Origin of the sequence: Paenibacillus humicola, assembly GCF_028826105.1 — a bacterium.
GTDB lineage: Bacteria > Bacillota > Bacilli > Paenibacillales > Paenibacillaceae > Paenibacillus_Z > Paenibacillus_Z humicola.
Genome location: NZ_JAQGPL010000001.1, coordinates 1,125,257 through 1,140,739 on the forward strand (window position 1 = coordinate 1,125,257; position 15,483 = coordinate 1,140,739).

General features: G+C 61.0%; 11 protein-coding genes and 1 pseudogene. 10 read left to right on the forward strand and 2 right to left on the reverse strand.

Annotated elements, in window-relative coordinates:
• Positions 1-32: 32 nt before the first annotated feature.
• The 4 genes from PD282_RS05425 (at position 33) to PD282_RS05440 (ending at position 6,788) form a co-directional block, all read left to right on the forward strand.
• Positions 33-1,574 carry an extracellular solute-binding protein gene (locus PD282_RS05425; RefSeq protein ID WP_274649321.1) on the forward strand — a complete coding sequence of 514 codons (1,542 nt, stop codon included), beginning with the start codon at positions 33-35 and terminating at the stop codon, positions 1,572-1,574.
• A gap of 16 nt (positions 1,575-1,590) precedes the next feature.
• Positions 1,591-3,192: an FAD-dependent oxidoreductase gene (locus PD282_RS05430; RefSeq protein ID WP_274649322.1), complete on the forward strand. Its 1,602-nt coding sequence runs from the start codon at positions 1,591-1,593 to the stop codon at positions 3,190-3,192.
• A 100-nt stretch (positions 3,193-3,292) separates the two neighbouring features.
• Positions 3,293-4,948 (forward strand): response regulator, encoded by a 1,656-nt coding sequence (locus tag PD282_RS05435; RefSeq protein WP_274649323.1) that lies wholly within the window; start codon positions 3,293-3,295, stop codon positions 4,946-4,948.
• A gap of 7 nt (positions 4,949-4,955) precedes the next feature.
• The gene (locus tag PD282_RS05440) at positions 4,956-6,788 is read left to right on the forward strand and encodes a cache domain-containing sensor histidine kinase (RefSeq protein ID WP_274649324.1); all 1,833 of its coding nucleotides are present in this window, start codon (positions 4,956-4,958) and stop codon (positions 6,786-6,788) included.
• Between the two features lie 123 nt (positions 6,789-6,911).
• On the opposite strand, the pseudogene PD282_RS05445 reads toward PD282_RS05440, so the two are convergent.
• Positions 6,912-7,073 (reverse strand): annotated as a pseudogene (locus PD282_RS05445) (DUF2188 domain-containing protein); the annotation flags it as partial.
• A gap of 174 nt (positions 7,074-7,247) precedes the next feature.
• Between PD282_RS05445 and fumC the strand changes: the two are divergent.
• From fumC to PD282_RS05460, 3 genes are all read left to right on the forward strand, one after another.
• Positions 7,248-8,642 carry a class II fumarate hydratase gene (gene fumC / locus PD282_RS05450; protein WP_274649326.1) on the forward strand — a complete coding sequence of 465 codons (1,395 nt, stop codon included), beginning with the start codon at positions 7,248-7,250 and terminating at the stop codon, positions 8,640-8,642.
• A 220-nt stretch (positions 8,643-8,862) separates the two neighbouring features.
• The gene (locus PD282_RS05455; protein ID WP_274649327.1) at positions 8,863-9,825 is read left to right on the forward strand and encodes an aldolase catalytic domain-containing protein; all 963 of its coding nucleotides are present in this window, start codon (positions 8,863-8,865) and stop codon (positions 9,823-9,825) included.
• A gap of 116 nt (positions 9,826-9,941) precedes the next feature.
• Positions 9,942-10,652, forward strand: a complete 711-nt coding sequence (locus PD282_RS05460; RefSeq protein ID WP_274649328.1) for a FadR/GntR family transcriptional regulator — start codon at positions 9,942-9,944, stop codon at positions 10,650-10,652.
• An 84-nt stretch (positions 10,653-10,736) separates the two neighbouring features.
• Here PD282_RS05460 and PD282_RS05465 read toward each other — a convergent pair whose 3' ends face one another.
• Positions 10,737-11,990 carry a cytochrome P450 gene (locus tag PD282_RS05465; RefSeq protein WP_274649329.1) on the reverse strand — a complete coding sequence of 418 codons (1,254 nt, stop codon included), beginning with the start codon at positions 11,988-11,990 and terminating at the stop codon, positions 10,737-10,739.
• A 427-nt stretch (positions 11,991-12,417) separates the two neighbouring features.
• Here PD282_RS05465 and PD282_RS05470 point away from each other — a divergent pair, with 427 nt between their 5' ends.
• From PD282_RS05470 to PD282_RS05480, 3 genes are read left to right on the forward strand one after another with little or no spacing between them, the layout of a single operon-like run.
• Complete coding sequence (locus tag PD282_RS05470) at positions 12,418-13,146, forward strand: (Fe-S)-binding protein (RefSeq protein WP_274649330.1); 729 nt, start codon at positions 12,418-12,420, stop codon at positions 13,144-13,146.
• 36 nt (positions 13,147-13,182) lie between these two features.
• Positions 13,183-14,700, forward strand: a complete 1,518-nt coding sequence (locus tag PD282_RS05475; protein ID WP_274655057.1) for a LutB/LldF family L-lactate oxidation iron-sulfur protein — start codon at positions 13,183-13,185, stop codon at positions 14,698-14,700.
• A complete protein-coding gene (locus PD282_RS05480; protein ID WP_274649331.1) occupies positions 14,697-15,479 on the forward strand; it encodes a LutC/YkgG family protein in 783 nt (260 codons plus the stop codon). The genes PD282_RS05475 and PD282_RS05480 overlap by 4 nt, the downstream gene beginning before the upstream one ends.
• Positions 15,480-15,483: the final 4 nt, after the last annotated feature.

Genomic DNA, 15,483 nt, shown 5'->3' on the forward strand with positions numbered 1-15,483 from the left:
CAAATATGTATACGGTTGAAGGAGGAGTTTCAATGCGTAAAACGAACAAAGCGGCATCCGCTCTCCTGGCGGCGATGCTGATCTTGACCTCGCTGCTCGCAGGCTGCGGGGGCTCCGGCTCGAACGCGGCGGACGGGGACGGCTCCGCGAACGGAGCGAAGGCGGAAGGCTCGCAGCCGGCTGCCGGAAAGCCGGTCTTAAAAATGCTGCAGGGCTACGCCAAGCATAATTACGATACGCCGGTATCCGATTTCCTCGAGCAGGCGACGGGGTATAAGGTGCAGTACGACAAGCTGCCGCAGGACAACGCCTCCGACAAGCTGAACCTGATCATGTCCTCCGGCGCGGATTACGACCTGGTGAAGGCCGGCAAGCAGGACTATTTCCGCTTCGCGCTGAACGGGGCGCTCACCGATCTGACCCCGCTCATTGACAAGTACGGGCCGAATATCAAAGCCGCAATTTCCGCGAAAAGCTTCGACGCCGTCAAGGTGGACGGCAAAATTTACGCCATTCCGGACCTGAATACGAGCTATGTCGGCGGCGGCGTCATGGTGCGGACGGACTGGCTGGAGAAGCTGAACCTGAAAATGCCGGCGACGCTGGACGAATTCACGGCTATGTTGAAAGCGTTTAAAGAGAAGGACCCTGCGGGCAACGGCAAGCAGAACATTTCGTTCACGATCGCCGGCACGCTGCCGATGGTCGACGGCATTCTCGGCGCTTTCGGACTGTACAATTCCTGGAATCCCGAGGACGGGAAGCTGGTGAGCCGCGCATTCGACCCGAAGCTGCGCGATTATTTAGCCTATATGAAATCGCTGTACGATCAAGGGCTGCTGGACCCGGAATTCGCCACGAACAAGGAGGAAACCGCGGACGAGAAGTTTACGAGCGGCCGCGCCGGCGCGGAATTCGTACCGTGGTATAAAATCCCGACGCTCGACGAGGCGCTGAAGAAGAACGTCCCGGGCGCCAAATACGCTTATATTCCGTCGCTTGCCGGACCGGACGGGCAGAAGGGCTACGGCGTAGGCCAAGGCTTCGACTGGTACATGGTCGTGCCTACGACAGCCAAGCATCCGGAAGACGCGATCAAATACATCAACGCCACGCTCGACCCGGAAACGTTCAAGGAAATGTACATCGGAAAAGAAGGGGTCGACTATAAAGTGGAGAACGGCCAATATTTGCCGATTCAGCCCGCCTTCTTCGACGACCGCGGCTATTCCAGCGATTATACGATGGGCCGGGACGAGGCGCATTTTCTCGATTACTGGCAGGCTCGTCTGCGCAAAAGCGAGCCGATGTTCGACGCGTTCAAGCAAATCAATGATATCCCGGACGAGATGAAGCAACCGGACGTGCTCGGCTTCTCCACCTTCCTTCCGAACCTGGCCCAGGACTCGCAGAAGCTCGACAACCTCGTGCGGGATTACAGCGTCAATGCGATTGTCGGCGGCGTGACGGACGGCGGGCTGAAGAATTTTCAGAACGAGTGGCTGCAGGCGGGCGGCGAAGCGACGGACAAAGAAGTGAACGACTGGCACGCGAAATCGAACGAGCAGCAATAGGAAGGAGCGAGGGAACGTGTCCGGATTGACATTCGAAACGCTGCGATATTATCGTCCCCGGCAGGCGGAAAGCAACCCCGAAACCGTCCGCGCGGACGTGTGCATTTACGGCGGCAGCTCGGCGGGAGTCGCCGCCGCCCTGCAGGTGCGGCGCATGGGGCTGCGCGCGGTCATCGCCGGATTCGGCGAGCATCTCGGCGGTTTGTCCGCGGGCGGTCTCGGCCATACCGACATCGGCAATAAAGCCGCCATCGGGGGCATCGCCCGCGAATTTTACACGGAGCTCGGCAGGCGGTACGCCGGTGACCGGAGGATTGACGGCGACGGCGCGATCTGGCAGTTCGAGCCTGGCGCCGCGGAACGGGTGTTCCGGGACTGGATTGCCGAAGCGGAAATTCCGGTCTATTACGGGCAGCACCTGGATGCCGCGATAACCGAAGGCGGCCGGATCAAGGCGATCCGCATGGAAAATGGAAACGTCTTCGAAGCGCAGATGTTCATCGACGCTACGTACGAAGGCGATCTGATGGCCCGCGCGGGCGTAAGCTTCCATGTCGGAAGGGAATCCAACGCCGTCTATAAGGAAACGTTGAACGGCATTCATTTCGGTCACCCGAACCACAATTTCAAAGCGTGGGTCGATCCTTACCGGGTGGAGGGAAAGCCGGACAGCGGCCTTGCCTTCGGCGTGACGGCGGATCGCCCGGGCGTACAGGGAGAAGGCGACGCTTCCATCCAGGCTTACAACTTCCGCATCTGCCTGACGAACCGGCCGGACAACCGGCTGCCGGTTCCGATGCCGGCCGGTTACAACCCGGACCGCTATGTCCTGCTCGAGCGTTATATCCGTGCCGGCGTCTGGGACGCCCTGAAGCTGCTCGGGCATATGCCCGGAGGCAAGACGGATCTCAACAATTACGGTGCCGTCAGCACGGACTATATCGGGATGAATTACCGATGGCCGGAAGGGAGCTACGAGGAGCGGGAGCGGATTTTCCAGGATCATGTGAACTATACGGCCGGCCTCCTGTATTTTCTCGCGAACGACGAACGTATTCCCGCGCCGATCCGGACGGAAGCCGCGCAGTGGGGGCTGCCCGCGGACGAATACCCGCAGACCGGCCACTGGTCGCGCCAGCTGTATGTCCGGGAAGCCCGCCGGATGGTTTCCGGGCTGGTGATGACCGAACGCCACTGCCGGTTTTTCGAGACGGCGGACGATTCGGTCGGGCTGGCGGCGTATACGATGGATTCCCACAACTGCCGCCGGATCGCGCTTGACGGCCGCTGCATCAACGAAGGCAATGTGGAGGTCCCGCCGTCCTCGCCGTATCCGATTTCGTACCGGGCGATCGTGCCGAAAGGCGAGGAATGCACAAACCTTCTCGTACCCGTTTGTCTGTCGGCATCCCATATCGCCTTCGGCTCGATTCGCATGGAGCCGGTATTCATGATTTTGGGCCAGTCCGCCGCGACGGTCGCCGTCTTGGCCGCCGAGTCCGGCTGCGCCGTTCAAGACGTGCCGTACCCGGAGCTGCGCAAACGGCTGCTCCAAGACCGTCAGGTATTGAATCCCGAAGCGGCGAAACACGCGAAAGGACCGGTGAACCCGCAATAAACGGCGGGTTCGGTTCGTCCAGGCCATGTCGTTTCGACATGGCCTGGACGCTCTTTGTTTTTCGGTACAAGGACGCAAAAAACGGTGAGGTGAACGGCAGATGTACAGCATGATTATCGTGGACGACGAGCCTTCGACTCGTCTTGGGCTTTCGGAATGCGTCGACTGGAGCCGCTACGGCATCCGGGTGGCCGGCGAGGCCGATGACGGCGGCAGGGGCTGGGAGCTGTTCGAGGCGCTGCAGCCGGACATCGTGGTTACCGACGTGAAAATGCCGGGCATGGACGGGATCGAGCTGGCCCGCCGGATCGCGTCAAGCGGCAGGAAAACCCACCTGATCTTCGTCAGCGGATACGACGACGTCGATTACTTGAAATCCGCGCTGAAAACGGATGCGGCCGATTATATTCTGAAACCGATCGACCTGGCGGAGCTTGAAGACGTCATCGGGAAGGTCGTCGACCGGGCGGAGAAGGACCGGACCGTGCAGCGGCAGATGCAGGAGATGGAAAACAAGCTGCTGATGAGCATTCCGCTTTTGCGGGAAAAGTTCTGGACCCGTCTGATCCGGGGGACGGAGCGCAGCGCGAACGAGCTGTCGAAGCAGATGTCGTTTCTCGGCCTCGACTTTCCGATCGGCGGGGACTGCTGCGCGGTCATCATCCGCATCGACGACCAGGCCGTCGTGCTCAAGGATATGCCCGAACGGGACATCGAACTCTGCTCCTTCGCCGTTCAAAACATCTGCCTGGAGCTGCTTGGGCCCGGACTTGCGGGCTGCGTCCTGGAATACAACCGGGGCGAGTTCGTGGCCGTTGTGTCCCTGCGGTCCGAGGAGGACCGGGACACGTTGTACGCGCTGCTCAAAACAGTCAAGAAACAGCTGTGCGCTTTTCTGGGCCGATTCGCCGAAATCAGCCTCACCATCGGCTTGGGCGAAGTCGTGAGCCCGCTGACGGAGCTTCACGAATCGTACCGCATGGCGAGCGAGGCCGCTTCTCTGAAGCTGTTTCTCGGCAAAAACCATATTATCACGGTGGACCAGCTGGGAAACGGCGGCAGCCCGGGCCACCGCCGGCTGTCCGAGCTGGCGGCGCAGACGGGGCCGGTGCTGAAGGCGGGGGACGCGGACAAGGTTTCGCAGTACGCCGGCGAACTGTTTGCCGAGCTGTCGCGCTGCCGTTCCGTTCGCCTGAAATCGTGCCAAACGATTTGCCTGGAAACTTTGTTAAGCGCCTCCAAGCTGCTCATCGACCTTAATTTGCAGGACGAAGCATTGGAGCGGGAAGAGAGGGAACTGCGCGCAACGCTCTTCGAGCTCGAGACGCTGCAGGATATGCAGGCGCGAATCGAGGCTTATTTGCTCCGCGCATGCCGCCTTGTCGCCCGGATGAAGCTGCAAAAGTCTAGCCGCCTGATCGAAACGGTGAAGCGCCTGATTCACGAACGTTATTCGACAAACCTGACCATTAAGGAAATTGCGGCGGAGGTCTATCTGACGTCCACGTATATCTGCCTGCTGTTCAAACAGGAAACCGGCGAAACGATTAACGAATACCTGACGCGAGTCCGCATGGAGAAAGCCAAAGAGCTGCTGGAGATCGCCGGCACGAAGCTGTACGATATCTGCTTCGCCATCGGCTATGCGGAGCCGGGCTACTTCAGCAAGCAGTTTAAGAAATACTGCGGGCTCAGTCCGAGCGAATACCGCGAGCGGGCTCTCGCTTCGCTGCGATCGGGGCTGGACGGAAGGTGACGCGCGGATGAACGGACTGCAAGCCTTGAAGCGCACGGGCGCCATCGTCCGCATCAGCCGCAAAATCGCGGCGGCTTATGTGCTGCTTGTTTTTTTGCCGACCTGCCTGCTGACGTATTTGTATTACGAACGGACGTCCGGTCTGCTCGAGAAAGAGGTGACGAACTCCATGCTCCAGGCGATCCGGCAGGTGGAGATCAACATTTCGTACCGGCTTTCCAAAATCGGGGAGCTGTCCGACATTTTGATCATGAACCAGGATTTTTTGCAAAATCTGGCCGGATCCCCGCACGAAACCGTGCTTCGCCAGCTGCAGGAGCAGAAGAAGCTGTCGCAGCTGATCAATTCGATCCAGAGCAACGACGAAATTTATCGGGTGCGCCTCTTTGTGAACGATACGAAAATGTATGCCTCGGAGCATGTCAATTTTTTCAGTCTCGAGGAGATCGAAGGGGAGAGCTGGTACCGGGAGGTTGCGGCGAAGCAGGGCGGTATCGTCTGGCTGCCGACCCGCAGGCAGCATTATTTGGGTGACGACGAAGGGAAATACGTGCTCTCGTGCGCCCGGATCGTCAAAGACCCGGACAATTTTCACCACATTCTCGGCGTGCTCGTGCTGGACGTGCCGGAAAATCTGCTGCATGGCATCCTGAACCAGGTCGATTTTTTCCATTCGTCGCGAAGCGCCTTCATCCTGGATGACGGGGGACGGGCGGTATCCTACGACGATAAAGGCATGATCGGGAAGCCGCTGCTTCCGGCAGGAGAGCTTGGACGCATTCGCACTTCCAAAGAGGGCGTCGAACGGACCGGCGACGGACGCGGCGGCGTGTACGACATTTACGAAAGCATACCGGCTGCCAATTGGAAAATCGTTGCGGAAATTCCGCGAAAAGCGATTACGAAGGGCAATTTGACCTCCACCTCCACGACCGCGCTCATCCTGGTGACGGGCGGCTTGCTGCTGTTTCTGTTCGCGGCTTTTGCCATCTTCGCCACCGTAACGGAAAGCATGGTACGCCGCGTCAGGCAGATTGCCTCGATGGTGAAGGAGGAAGGGATCGAGCTGCTGGAGGGTCAGGTCCCGCTGCAGGGAGGCGCTTTTCTCCGGCTGGAAAAAAGCGTACAGGGCATGATCGACACGATGAAGCACTACATGGAGGAATACTATAGCTCGAAGGCAAAAGAAAGGGAAGCCGAGCTGCGGGCGCTGCAGGCGCAAATCAATCCGCATTTTCTCTATAACACGCTCGAGACGATCAATTGGATGGCGATCCGCAGGGGCGCCGGCGAAATCAGCTCGATGCTGAATGCGCTTGCCCAATATTTCCGGTTGAGCTTAAGCCGCGGCAGGGACGTCCTGACGTTGCGGGACGAGCTGACGCTGGCCCAGGCCTATATGAACATCCAGATGAACCGTTTTCCGGGCTGCTTCCGGTTCGAGGTCGACGTCTCCGACGAACTGCTGCCGCTGAAGATTCCGAAAATAACGCTGCAGCCGCTGATCGAGAACTCGATTTTGCACGGCATCCGCGAGAAGGACGGCAAGAAAGGCGTCATCCGCATTACGGGAGAGCTGCTGGCGGACCGGAAATACATGCTCTGCGTCGAGGACGACGGGATCGGAATGACCGCCGGGCAGCTTGACCGGCTGACGGGAGCGGACGGGGCAACCGGCGGCTACGGGCTGTACAACGTGAACGAACGGATCCGGCTGTTCTGCGGGCCGGACTGCGGCATTACGCTGCATTCCGTTCCGGGGAAGGGTACCCGGGCCGTGATCGTGCTCTGCGGCGATCCGCCGCCGCAGCGGACGGCGGGCGGGAGAACGCCTGCGTAAGAGCCGAAACGCGGGGGACGCCGCAGGCGTAAGTCAAGACGAGACGGTGCTGATATTTTCGCAAAAGCCGTTCGACCGGAAAAACGTCTGTCAGCGTTCCTTTTTTCGCACCTGCTTATGTCGGTTTTCCGCCCATTCTTTGGCCTGCGAGGTGGCGATGGCGATCGCCCGCCCTTCCTCGCAGCCGTCCTCCAGCAGCGCGTTGGCGATTTCGACCGCTTTGGCGCGAACGGGAGCGGTGAAATTTTTGAGCGAATCGGGATAATCGTCCTTCGTCCATGGCATAAAGCGCGCCTCCTTCGCAAATAGTGGTGATATAGTCATTATTAGACGTTTTGCCTCCGGGCCAAACAGGGCCTGGCCCCTTAGGAAGCTGCCGGAGGCGGCCGGATGCGCCTGTACGCACCCGAGGAATCGTTTCAAGGCTTGGATCATACACCGGAAAAAGGAGCGGCTGACATGACGAATACCCGTACGGAAAAAGATTCGATGGGCACGATCGAGGTGCCGGCCGAGCGGATGTGGGGCGCGCAGACGCAGCGCAGCCTGCAGAACTTCAAAATCGGCACGGAAAAAATGCCCCCGGCGCTCATTCGCGCATTCGCTTACTTGAAGAAAGGCGCGGCGCTGGCCAACAAGCAGCTCGGGAAGCTGGAAGCGGACAAGGCGGACGCCATCGCCGCCGCGGCCGACGAGGTGCTCGGCGGCCGCTGGCCGGACGAGTTTCCGCTGGCGGTCTGGCAGACGGGGAGCGGCACGCAGACGAACATGAACGTCAACGAGGTGCTCGCCCGGCGCGCGCAGCAGCTGCTGGCGGAGAAAGGCGCCGCCGGCGCGCGCGTGCACCCCAACGACGACGTGAACCGGTCGCAGAGCTCCAACGACACGTTTCCGACCGCCATGCATATCGCCGCGCTGCTTGCCGTTCACGACGAGCTCCTGCCGGCGATCGGGCGGCTGAAGGCGACGCTGCAGGCCAAAAGTGAAGCGTTCGCGGACGTGGTCAAAATCGGCCGCACCCATCTGCAGGATGCGACCCCGCTGACGCTGGGCCAGGAAATCAGCGGCTGGGTGCGCATGCTGGACAAGGGCGAGCGGAACATCCGCGCCAGCAGCGAGGAGCTGCGCGAGCTGGCGATCGGCGGGACGGCCGTCGGCACGGGGCTGAACGCGCATCCCGAATTCGGGGACCGGGCGGCGGCGGCGATCGGCCGGTTGACGGGGCAAACGTTCGTCAGCGCATCGAACAAATTTCAGGCGCTGACAAGCCACGACGAGCTCGTGTTCGTCCATGGCGCATTCAAGGCGCTTGCCGCGGATCTGATGAAGATCGCCAACGACGTCCGCTGGCTGGCGAGCGGACCGCGCAGCGGCATCGGCGAAATCCGCATCCCGGAAAACGAGCCGGGCAGCTCGATCATGCCGGGCAAGGTGAATCCGACGCAGAGCGAGGCGCTCACGATGGTCGTCTGCCAGGTGATGGGCAACGACGCGGCGATCGGCTTCGCCGCCAGCCAGGGCAATTTCGAGCTGAACGTGTTCAAGCCAGTCATCATCCACAATTTCCTGCAGTCGGCCCGGCTGCTCGCGGATGCGATCGTTTCCTTCGACGAGCACTGCGCCGCCGGCATCGAGCCGAACCGGGAGACGATCGCCCGGCATGTGGAGCGTTCGCTCATGCTCGTAACGGCGCTGAACCCGCATATCGGCTACGAGAACGCGGCGGCGATCGCCAAGGCCGCCCATAAGGAAGGGCTCACGCTGCGCGAGGCGGCGATCCGATCCGGGCTGATCTCGGCGGACAAGTTCGACGAGGTCGTCCGCCCCGAGGAGATGATCCGGCCGAAGGCGTAAAGAAGCGGGGCGGCGAGGACGGGCTCCCGCTTCGCATGCGCTCCGGCGGTGATTGTCTCCGGCCGCCGGCGCGGCATTCGCCCCAGCCGCACGGGATGGCGGAAAAAGGCGGCAATGCTCGCGGTCCGGCGCAAAATGGCTTTGCGTAAACCGCTCTTTTCAAGTATGATGAATAGAAAAGAAAAGTCAGGTACTGGCTGTCAAAGGAGCATTTTCGCACATGAATTCGAAAACCGGTCATTGCAAGATCGTCGACTGCACGATTCGCGACGGCGGACTCGTCAACAATTGGGATTTCAGCGTCGAGTTCGTGCAGCATCTGTATGCCTGCCTGAACGATGCGGGCGTCGACTACATGGAGGTCGGCTACAAAAATTCGCCGAAGCTGCTGAAGGGCGCCGAATCCGCGGGCCCGTGGCGGTTCCTCGACGACGAGTTTCTGCGCAAGGTCATTCCGCAGAAGCTGAACACGAAGCTGTCCGCGCTCGTCGATGTGGGCCGCGTGGACGAGAACGACATTTTGCCGCGCGAACAGAGCCTGCTCGACCTGATCCGCGTCGCCTGTTATATCCAGGATGTGGACAAGGCGCTTGAGCTGGTCCAGCTGTTCCACGACCGCGGCTACGAGACGACGCTGAATATTATGGCGCTGTCGAACGTCATGGAAAATCAGCTGGAGGAAGCGTTCGAGCACATCGCGGCAAGCGTCGTCGACGTCGTCTACGTCGTCGATTCGTACGGCAGCCTCGACCCGAACGACTACACCTATCTTGTCGATAAGTTCCGGAAGCATCTGCCGAACAAACGGCTCGGCGTGCATACGCACAACAACATGCAGCTGGCTTTCGCCAACACGCTCATCTCCGCCGAGAAAGGCGTCGAGCTGCTGGACGCATCGGTATACGGCATGGGCCGCGCGGCGGGCAACTGCCCGACGGAGCTGCTTGTGGCACACTTGAAGAATACGAAGTACAACGTCCGTCCGGTGCTGGACATGATCGAGAAGTATATGATTCCGCTCCGCGAGAAGGAAGAGTGGGGCTATATCATTCCGTACATGATTACCGGCATGCTGGACGAGCATCCGCGGTCGGCGATGACGCTGCGCGATTCGGCCGACAAGGACAAATGCGTCGATTTTTACGACAAGCTGACGACGCCTGAAGTGCTGCACAGCAAATAGACCGGCACCGGCCGTTAAGGGCCGTTCCGACAAGCGACCAACAGCCGGAAGACGGCTTCGCGGCCGCGCGGAACGGCTCTTTTCGCGCCTGAGGACGCCGGAGGGAGGGGAGCGGCTTGACGTTCGAGAAAATTTCGTCCCGGAAAATATACGAGCAAATCGCCGACCGGCTGAAGCAGCATATTCTCGAAGGAGGCTGGAAGCGGGGAGACAAGCTGCCTTCGACGAAGGAACTGTCCGAGCAGTTCCAGGTCGGCCGCTCCACGATGCGGGAAGCGCTCAGTGCGCTGAAAGCGATGGGATTGATCGAGATCCGCCAGGGCGAAGGCTGCTTCGTCCGCTCGGCCGACCCGTCCGAGCTGGAGATGCCGAGCTTCGCTCCGCTGCTGCTTGGCAAAGACGCGATCTTCGAGCTGATGGAGGCGAGGATGGCGCTCGAGGCGGCCAACGCTTCGATTGCCGCGACGCGCCGGACGGAAGAGGACCTCGCCGCTTTTCGCGCGCTTCTCCATTCGATGCAGGAGCGGCTCGGCGACGAGGCGTACGGCGAAGCGGCCGATATCGAATTTCACCGGCTGATGTCCAAAGCGACGCACAATTCCATCATGGTGCGCCTGCTCGAAACGATCTCGTCGCAGATGGAAGCCGCGATCCGCGACGCCCGCCGCATCCAGCTATACGGCAGCAAGAAGGTATCCGTCCGGCTGTGGGAAGAGCATGAAGCGATCTTCCAAGCGGTCGAAGCGGAAAATCCCGCCCGCGCCGAATCGGAGATGCGCTCGCATTTGGCGCATGTCGAGCGGGTGCTTCGCGAGTACGTGCAGTAATGCCCGGCATAACCTGCACGCAGCCTCTCGCGGATTGCCGGGCTTGATCGAGTCCCGAGGCAATGAACCGATGAAGCGGTTCGTTTATTCCGCGTGCACGCGCAGCTGCTGAAGGCCGCGGAACACAAGATTCGGCCGCCAGGACGGCGCTTCGTCCGCTGCCTTCATACCCGGCAGACTCCGGAATAACGCGGTCAGCGCAATTTCGCCCTCCATCCGGGCGAGCGGCGCTCCGAGGCAGTAATGGGCGCCCGTCGCAAACGCCAGATGGCGGTTCGGCGTGCGGGCGATGTCGAACCGGTCCGAATCGCCGCCGAATTCGGCGGGGTCCCGGTTGGCGGCGCCGAGCATCACGTTGACGAACTGCCCGCGGCGGATCGTCCGTCCGCCGATTTGAACGTCTTCGGCGGCGATCCGCCCCGTCATCTGCACCGGACTCTCGAAGCGCAGCATTTCCTCGACCGCGGAGCCGATAAGCTCCGGCTGAAGCCGCAGCCTTTCCTGCTGTTCCGGATGCCGAAGCAGCGCAAGCGCGCCGTTGCCGATCAGGTTGACGGTCGTTTCATGCCCCGCGACGAGCAGCAGAATGCAGTTCGAGATCAGCTCGTCCTCGGTCAGCCGGTCTTCATTTTGCTGGATGGCCAGCAGATCGGAAAGCATGTCCTCCCGAGGCTGCTTGCGCCGTTCGGCGGCAAGCTGGCGAAAATAGGCCGTCATGTCGCCGATCACCTGCCCGGCGTGCGTCATAAATCCGGGCGGCTGATCCGTAACATCAAGCAGCTTCGCGACCGTGTTCGACCAGCCCTTGAACAGCTCGCGGTCCTCCGGCGGTACGCCGAGCATTTCCGCAATCACGATGACGGGCAGCGGAAAGGCGAAGGCTTCGATGAGATCGGGCGTGCCCGATTCCGCCGTCAGCCCGGCGGCGAGATCGTCCGCAATGGAGCGGATGCGGGGGCGCAGTCGTTCCATTGTCCGCGGCGTGAAAGCGTGCGAGACGAGCCCGCGAAGCCGGGTATGGGTCGGCGGATCGCGGAACAGCATCCAGTTGGCCGTCAGATCGACGAACGGCTTCCAATCGGGCAGCGGCGTCTGCACCTGCATGTCCGGAACCGCATTGGCCGCCTCGCGGACGAACGACGGGCTTTTCAAAATCGTTTGCACATCCTCATGTCTGGCGGCGACCCAAATATACCGGTCCTCCATATAGAACAGCGGCTCGTTTTGCACCAAATACGCATAGAACGGATACGGATCGGCATGCAGCTCGCCGTTGTATTCCCGGAACCATTCGGCTTTGGCACGATCGTCCCAAATCTTTGTGTCAGCGTCCAACATCCACACACTCCTTCAGTTGCATAATCAGCCGAAGCTGCACGTTATGGATTCGCCACCCTTCCTGAATTTCCCTTTATTTACATCTTGTCTTATTGTCGCCGCCGTACCGCTTTCAAACCGCCTTTTTCCTGCTTCCATCCTGCTGCTCTCCCGCCATCACCGGGTATCAACCAGCTAATTCCCGCCTCCATCTATATCCCCTCGTTCCGATACCGCTGAGTCCCGCTTTCAACTGGACCCTCCGTTCCTAAGCTGCTGACTCCCGCTTTCCATTCCGTAAACCGTCTGCTCTTATTCTGCTGGCTTTTGCCGCCGCTTCCGCTTCCGCTAGGCTAAACCGAACGTGCCGAGATCGCAAAATTCACTTTTCAATGCACTACTTGTCTGATAAGCTGATAATATAAACGAAGGAAGGGAAGAAGATTTCATGAAAGTTTCGCTATTTATCACCTGCCTTGCGGACCAGCTTTATCCGGAGGTCGGTGAAAGCGTTGTCCGGCTGCTGCACGATTACGGCTGCGAGGTCGATTTTCCCGAGCTGCAGACGTGCTGCGGACAGCCCGCCTTCAACAGCGGATACCAGGACGAGGCGCGGGAAGTGGCGCGAAATCTGATCCGCGCGTTCGAGCACAGCGATTACGTCGTGTCGCCCTCGGGCTCCTGCACCGGAATGGTGCACCATTATTATCCTTATCTTTTCGAGAACGAGCCGGAATGGAAGTCGAAAGCGGAAGCGCTTATCGATAAAATGTACGAGTTTTCGCAGTTTATCGTTCGGGTGCTCGGCGTGACGGACGTCGGCGCGGCGTTTCCCCATAAAGTGACCTATCATCCTTCGTGCCACGCGTCGCGCCTGCTCGGCGTCACCGAGGAGCCGGCGGAGCTGCTGGGCGCCGTTAAGGGAATGGAATTCGTCGAGCTGCCGCGCAAGCAGGACTGCTGCGGCTTCGGCGGCACGTTTGCGGTCAAAATGGCCGACATGTCGGAGGCGATGGTGTGCGAGAAAGCGGCGTGCGTCTGCGAGACGGGCGCGGAGGTGCTTGTCGGCACCGATATGGGCTGCCTGATGAACATCGGCGGACGGCTGAACAAGGAAGGCCGGCCCGTCAAAGTCATGCATTTGGCGCAGCTGCTCGAGGAAGGGAGAAGAGCATAGATGGATAGGAGGCAATCGGCTAACCAGCCGAAGCTGATGGCGGAAGGGGCGGTCGCGGGCGCAGCGCACGATCCGGCGGCCGCCGCAATCGGCTCGGGGCTGAAGAAGCGGACGAAGGAAGCGCTCGCCAACGATTTTCTGCGCAAGGCGGTCGCCTTTACGACCGACAAGCTGCGCAGCGGCAAGCTGAACGCGACGGACGAATTCGGCGATTGGGAGGCGTGGCGCGAGCGCGGCCGGGCGATCCGGCAGCATACGGTCTCCCATCTCGATTATTATCTCGGCCAGTTCGCCGATAACGTGGCGGCAAACGGCGGCAGCGTCTACTTCTGCGAAGGCGCGGACGACGCGGTGCGCGTCTTTATGGAGATCGCAAGGCGCAAGCAGGCGAAGCTGGTGGCGAAGGGCAAGTCGATGGTATCGGAGGAAATCCATCTAAACCATCATCTGGAGGAGGACGGGATCGAGGCGATCGAGACCGATCTCGGCGAATATATTTTGCAGCTGGCGAAGGAGACGCCTTCCCATCTCATCATTCCCGCGATCCATAAAAACAAGCGGCAGATCGCCGACCTGTTCGAGGAGGACGCGGGACGGCCGTTCGAGCCGGATACGAAGACGCTGGCCGCATATGCGAAGCAGAAGCTGCGGAACTATTTTCTCGAGGCGGATATCGGGCTGACCGGCTGCAATTTCGGCGTGGCGGAGTCCGGCTCGATTACGCTCGTCTCCAACGAGGGCAACGGGCGGATGGTGTCGACGCTGCCGAAGACGCACGTCGTGGTCATGGGCATGGAGCGCCTCGTGCCGACGTTCGAGGATCTCGAGGTGGTGCTTAACCTGCTGGCGCGCAGCGCAACGGGACAAAAGCTGACGACGTACACGTCGATCGTCACGGGACCGCGGCGCGAAGGCGACCTTGACGGGCCGGAGGAGCTGCATGTTATTATTTTGGATAACGGCCGTTCGGCGCAGCTCGGCGATCCGATTTTCCAGGACGTATTGAACTGCATCCGCTGCGCGGCCTGCCTGAACGTCTGCCCGGTGTACCGTCAGGTCGGCGGCCATACGTACGGCTCCGTCTACAGCGGGCCGATCGGAGCGGTGCTGACGCCGCTGCTGCAGCAGGACATGAAGGAGGCGGGGACGCTCGCTTACGCGTCGAGCCTGTGCGGCGCCTGCTACGAGGCGTGTCCGGTGAAAATTCCGCTGCACGACATGCTCGTTCAGCTGCGGCACCGCAAGGTGAAAATGAAGCTGACGGCGCTCCCGGAGCGGGTGGCGTTCAAAATGTACCAAACGATGTTCGGCAATGTGACGCTCTATAAGCTGGCGACGAAATCGGCGTATTATTTGCAGAAGCCGCTTGTCCGAAACGGGTTCATCAAGGCGGGACCGCCGCCGCTCTCCGGCTGGACGCAGTCGCGGTTCATGCCGATGCTGCCGAAGCAGTCGTTCCGCGACAAGTGGGCGAAGCTGCAGGCGGAGCTGGCGGCCAAGAAGCCGGCTGCGTCCGGCGGCGCCGACGAAGCGAAAGGGGGCGGCGCGAAATGACTGCGCAGGACAAAGGCTTGATGGACGGCAAGGAAGCGTTCATGCAGCGCATCGCGTCCCGGCTCGGCCGCCCGGCTCCGCTTCAGGCGGCGCCGGAGCGGGCGTTTCGCGGCGTGCCGGACTTTTACAAGGAGAAGCGGCTCTCCGGCGGCGAGCTGGTCGAGACGTTCATCCGCAGCTGGACGGCGCTTACGGGCCAGGTGCTGATCGTGAACGAAGACAACGCGCCCGAAACGATCGGCGCGTACCTGCTGCAGGTTTGCGCCGAACTCGGCGTCACGCGTACGGCCAGATGGGACCATGCCGAGCTCGAAGCGCTCGGACTTGACGAGACGCTGCGCGGCGCGGGCATCGAATCGCTCGTCTGGCGCGAGGGCGGCGAGCGCGGGCTGCGGAAACGGGAGCTGCCGACGGGACAGGACGGCAATTGGGCGCGCCGGGAAGGGCTGCTGCAGGCGGCGGAGCAGTCGAAGCTCGGCATCGTCTGGCCGGACAGCGTCATCGCGAACACCGGTACGCTCGCGCTGTTCAGTGAAGGCAGCAAAGGCCGTTCGGTCAGCCTGCTGCCCGAGGTGCTGTTTGCCGTGTTCCGCGCCGATCAGCTCGTGACGCGGATGGGCGAAGCGTTCGCGAAGTTCAAGTCGCTTTATCCGCACGCTTCGGTCATGCCGTCGTCGCTCAACCTGATTACGGGTCCGAGCCGAAGCGCCGACATCGAGAACGACCTGACGATCGGCGTGCACGGTCCGGGCAAAGTGTACGCGGTCATCATTCAATAACATT

Excerpts from the sequence above, each read along its gene's own strand:
- PD282_RS05425 (WP_274649321.1), top strand. The coding sequence starts at position 33 with ATGCGTAAAACGAACAAAGCGGCATCCGCTCTCCTGGCGGCGATGCTG.
- PD282_RS05435 (WP_274649323.1), top strand. The coding sequence starts at position 3,293 with ATGTACAGCATGATTATCGTGGACGACGAGCCTTCGACTCGTCTTGGG.
- PD282_RS05440 (WP_274649324.1), top strand. The coding sequence starts at position 4,956 with ATGAACGGACTGCAAGCCTTGAAGCGCACGGGCGCCATCGTCCGCATC.
- fumC (WP_274649326.1), top strand. The coding sequence starts at position 7,248 with ATGACGAATACCCGTACGGAAAAAGATTCGATGGGCACGATCGAGGTG.
- PD282_RS05455 (WP_274649327.1), top strand. The coding sequence starts at position 8,863 with ATGAATTCGAAAACCGGTCATTGCAAGATCGTCGACTGCACGATTCGC.
- PD282_RS05465 (WP_274649329.1), bottom strand. The coding sequence starts at position 11,990 with ATGTTGGACGCTGACACAAAGATTTGGGACGATCGTGCCAAAGCCGAA.
- PD282_RS05470 (WP_274649330.1), top strand. The coding sequence starts at position 12,418 with ATGAAAGTTTCGCTATTTATCACCTGCCTTGCGGACCAGCTTTATCCG.
- PD282_RS05475 (WP_274655057.1), top strand. The coding sequence starts at position 13,183 with ATGGCGGAAGGGGCGGTCGCGGGCGCAGCGCACGATCCGGCGGCCGCC.
- PD282_RS05480 (WP_274649331.1), top strand. The coding sequence starts at position 14,697 with ATGACTGCGCAGGACAAAGGCTTGATGGACGGCAAGGAAGCGTTCATG.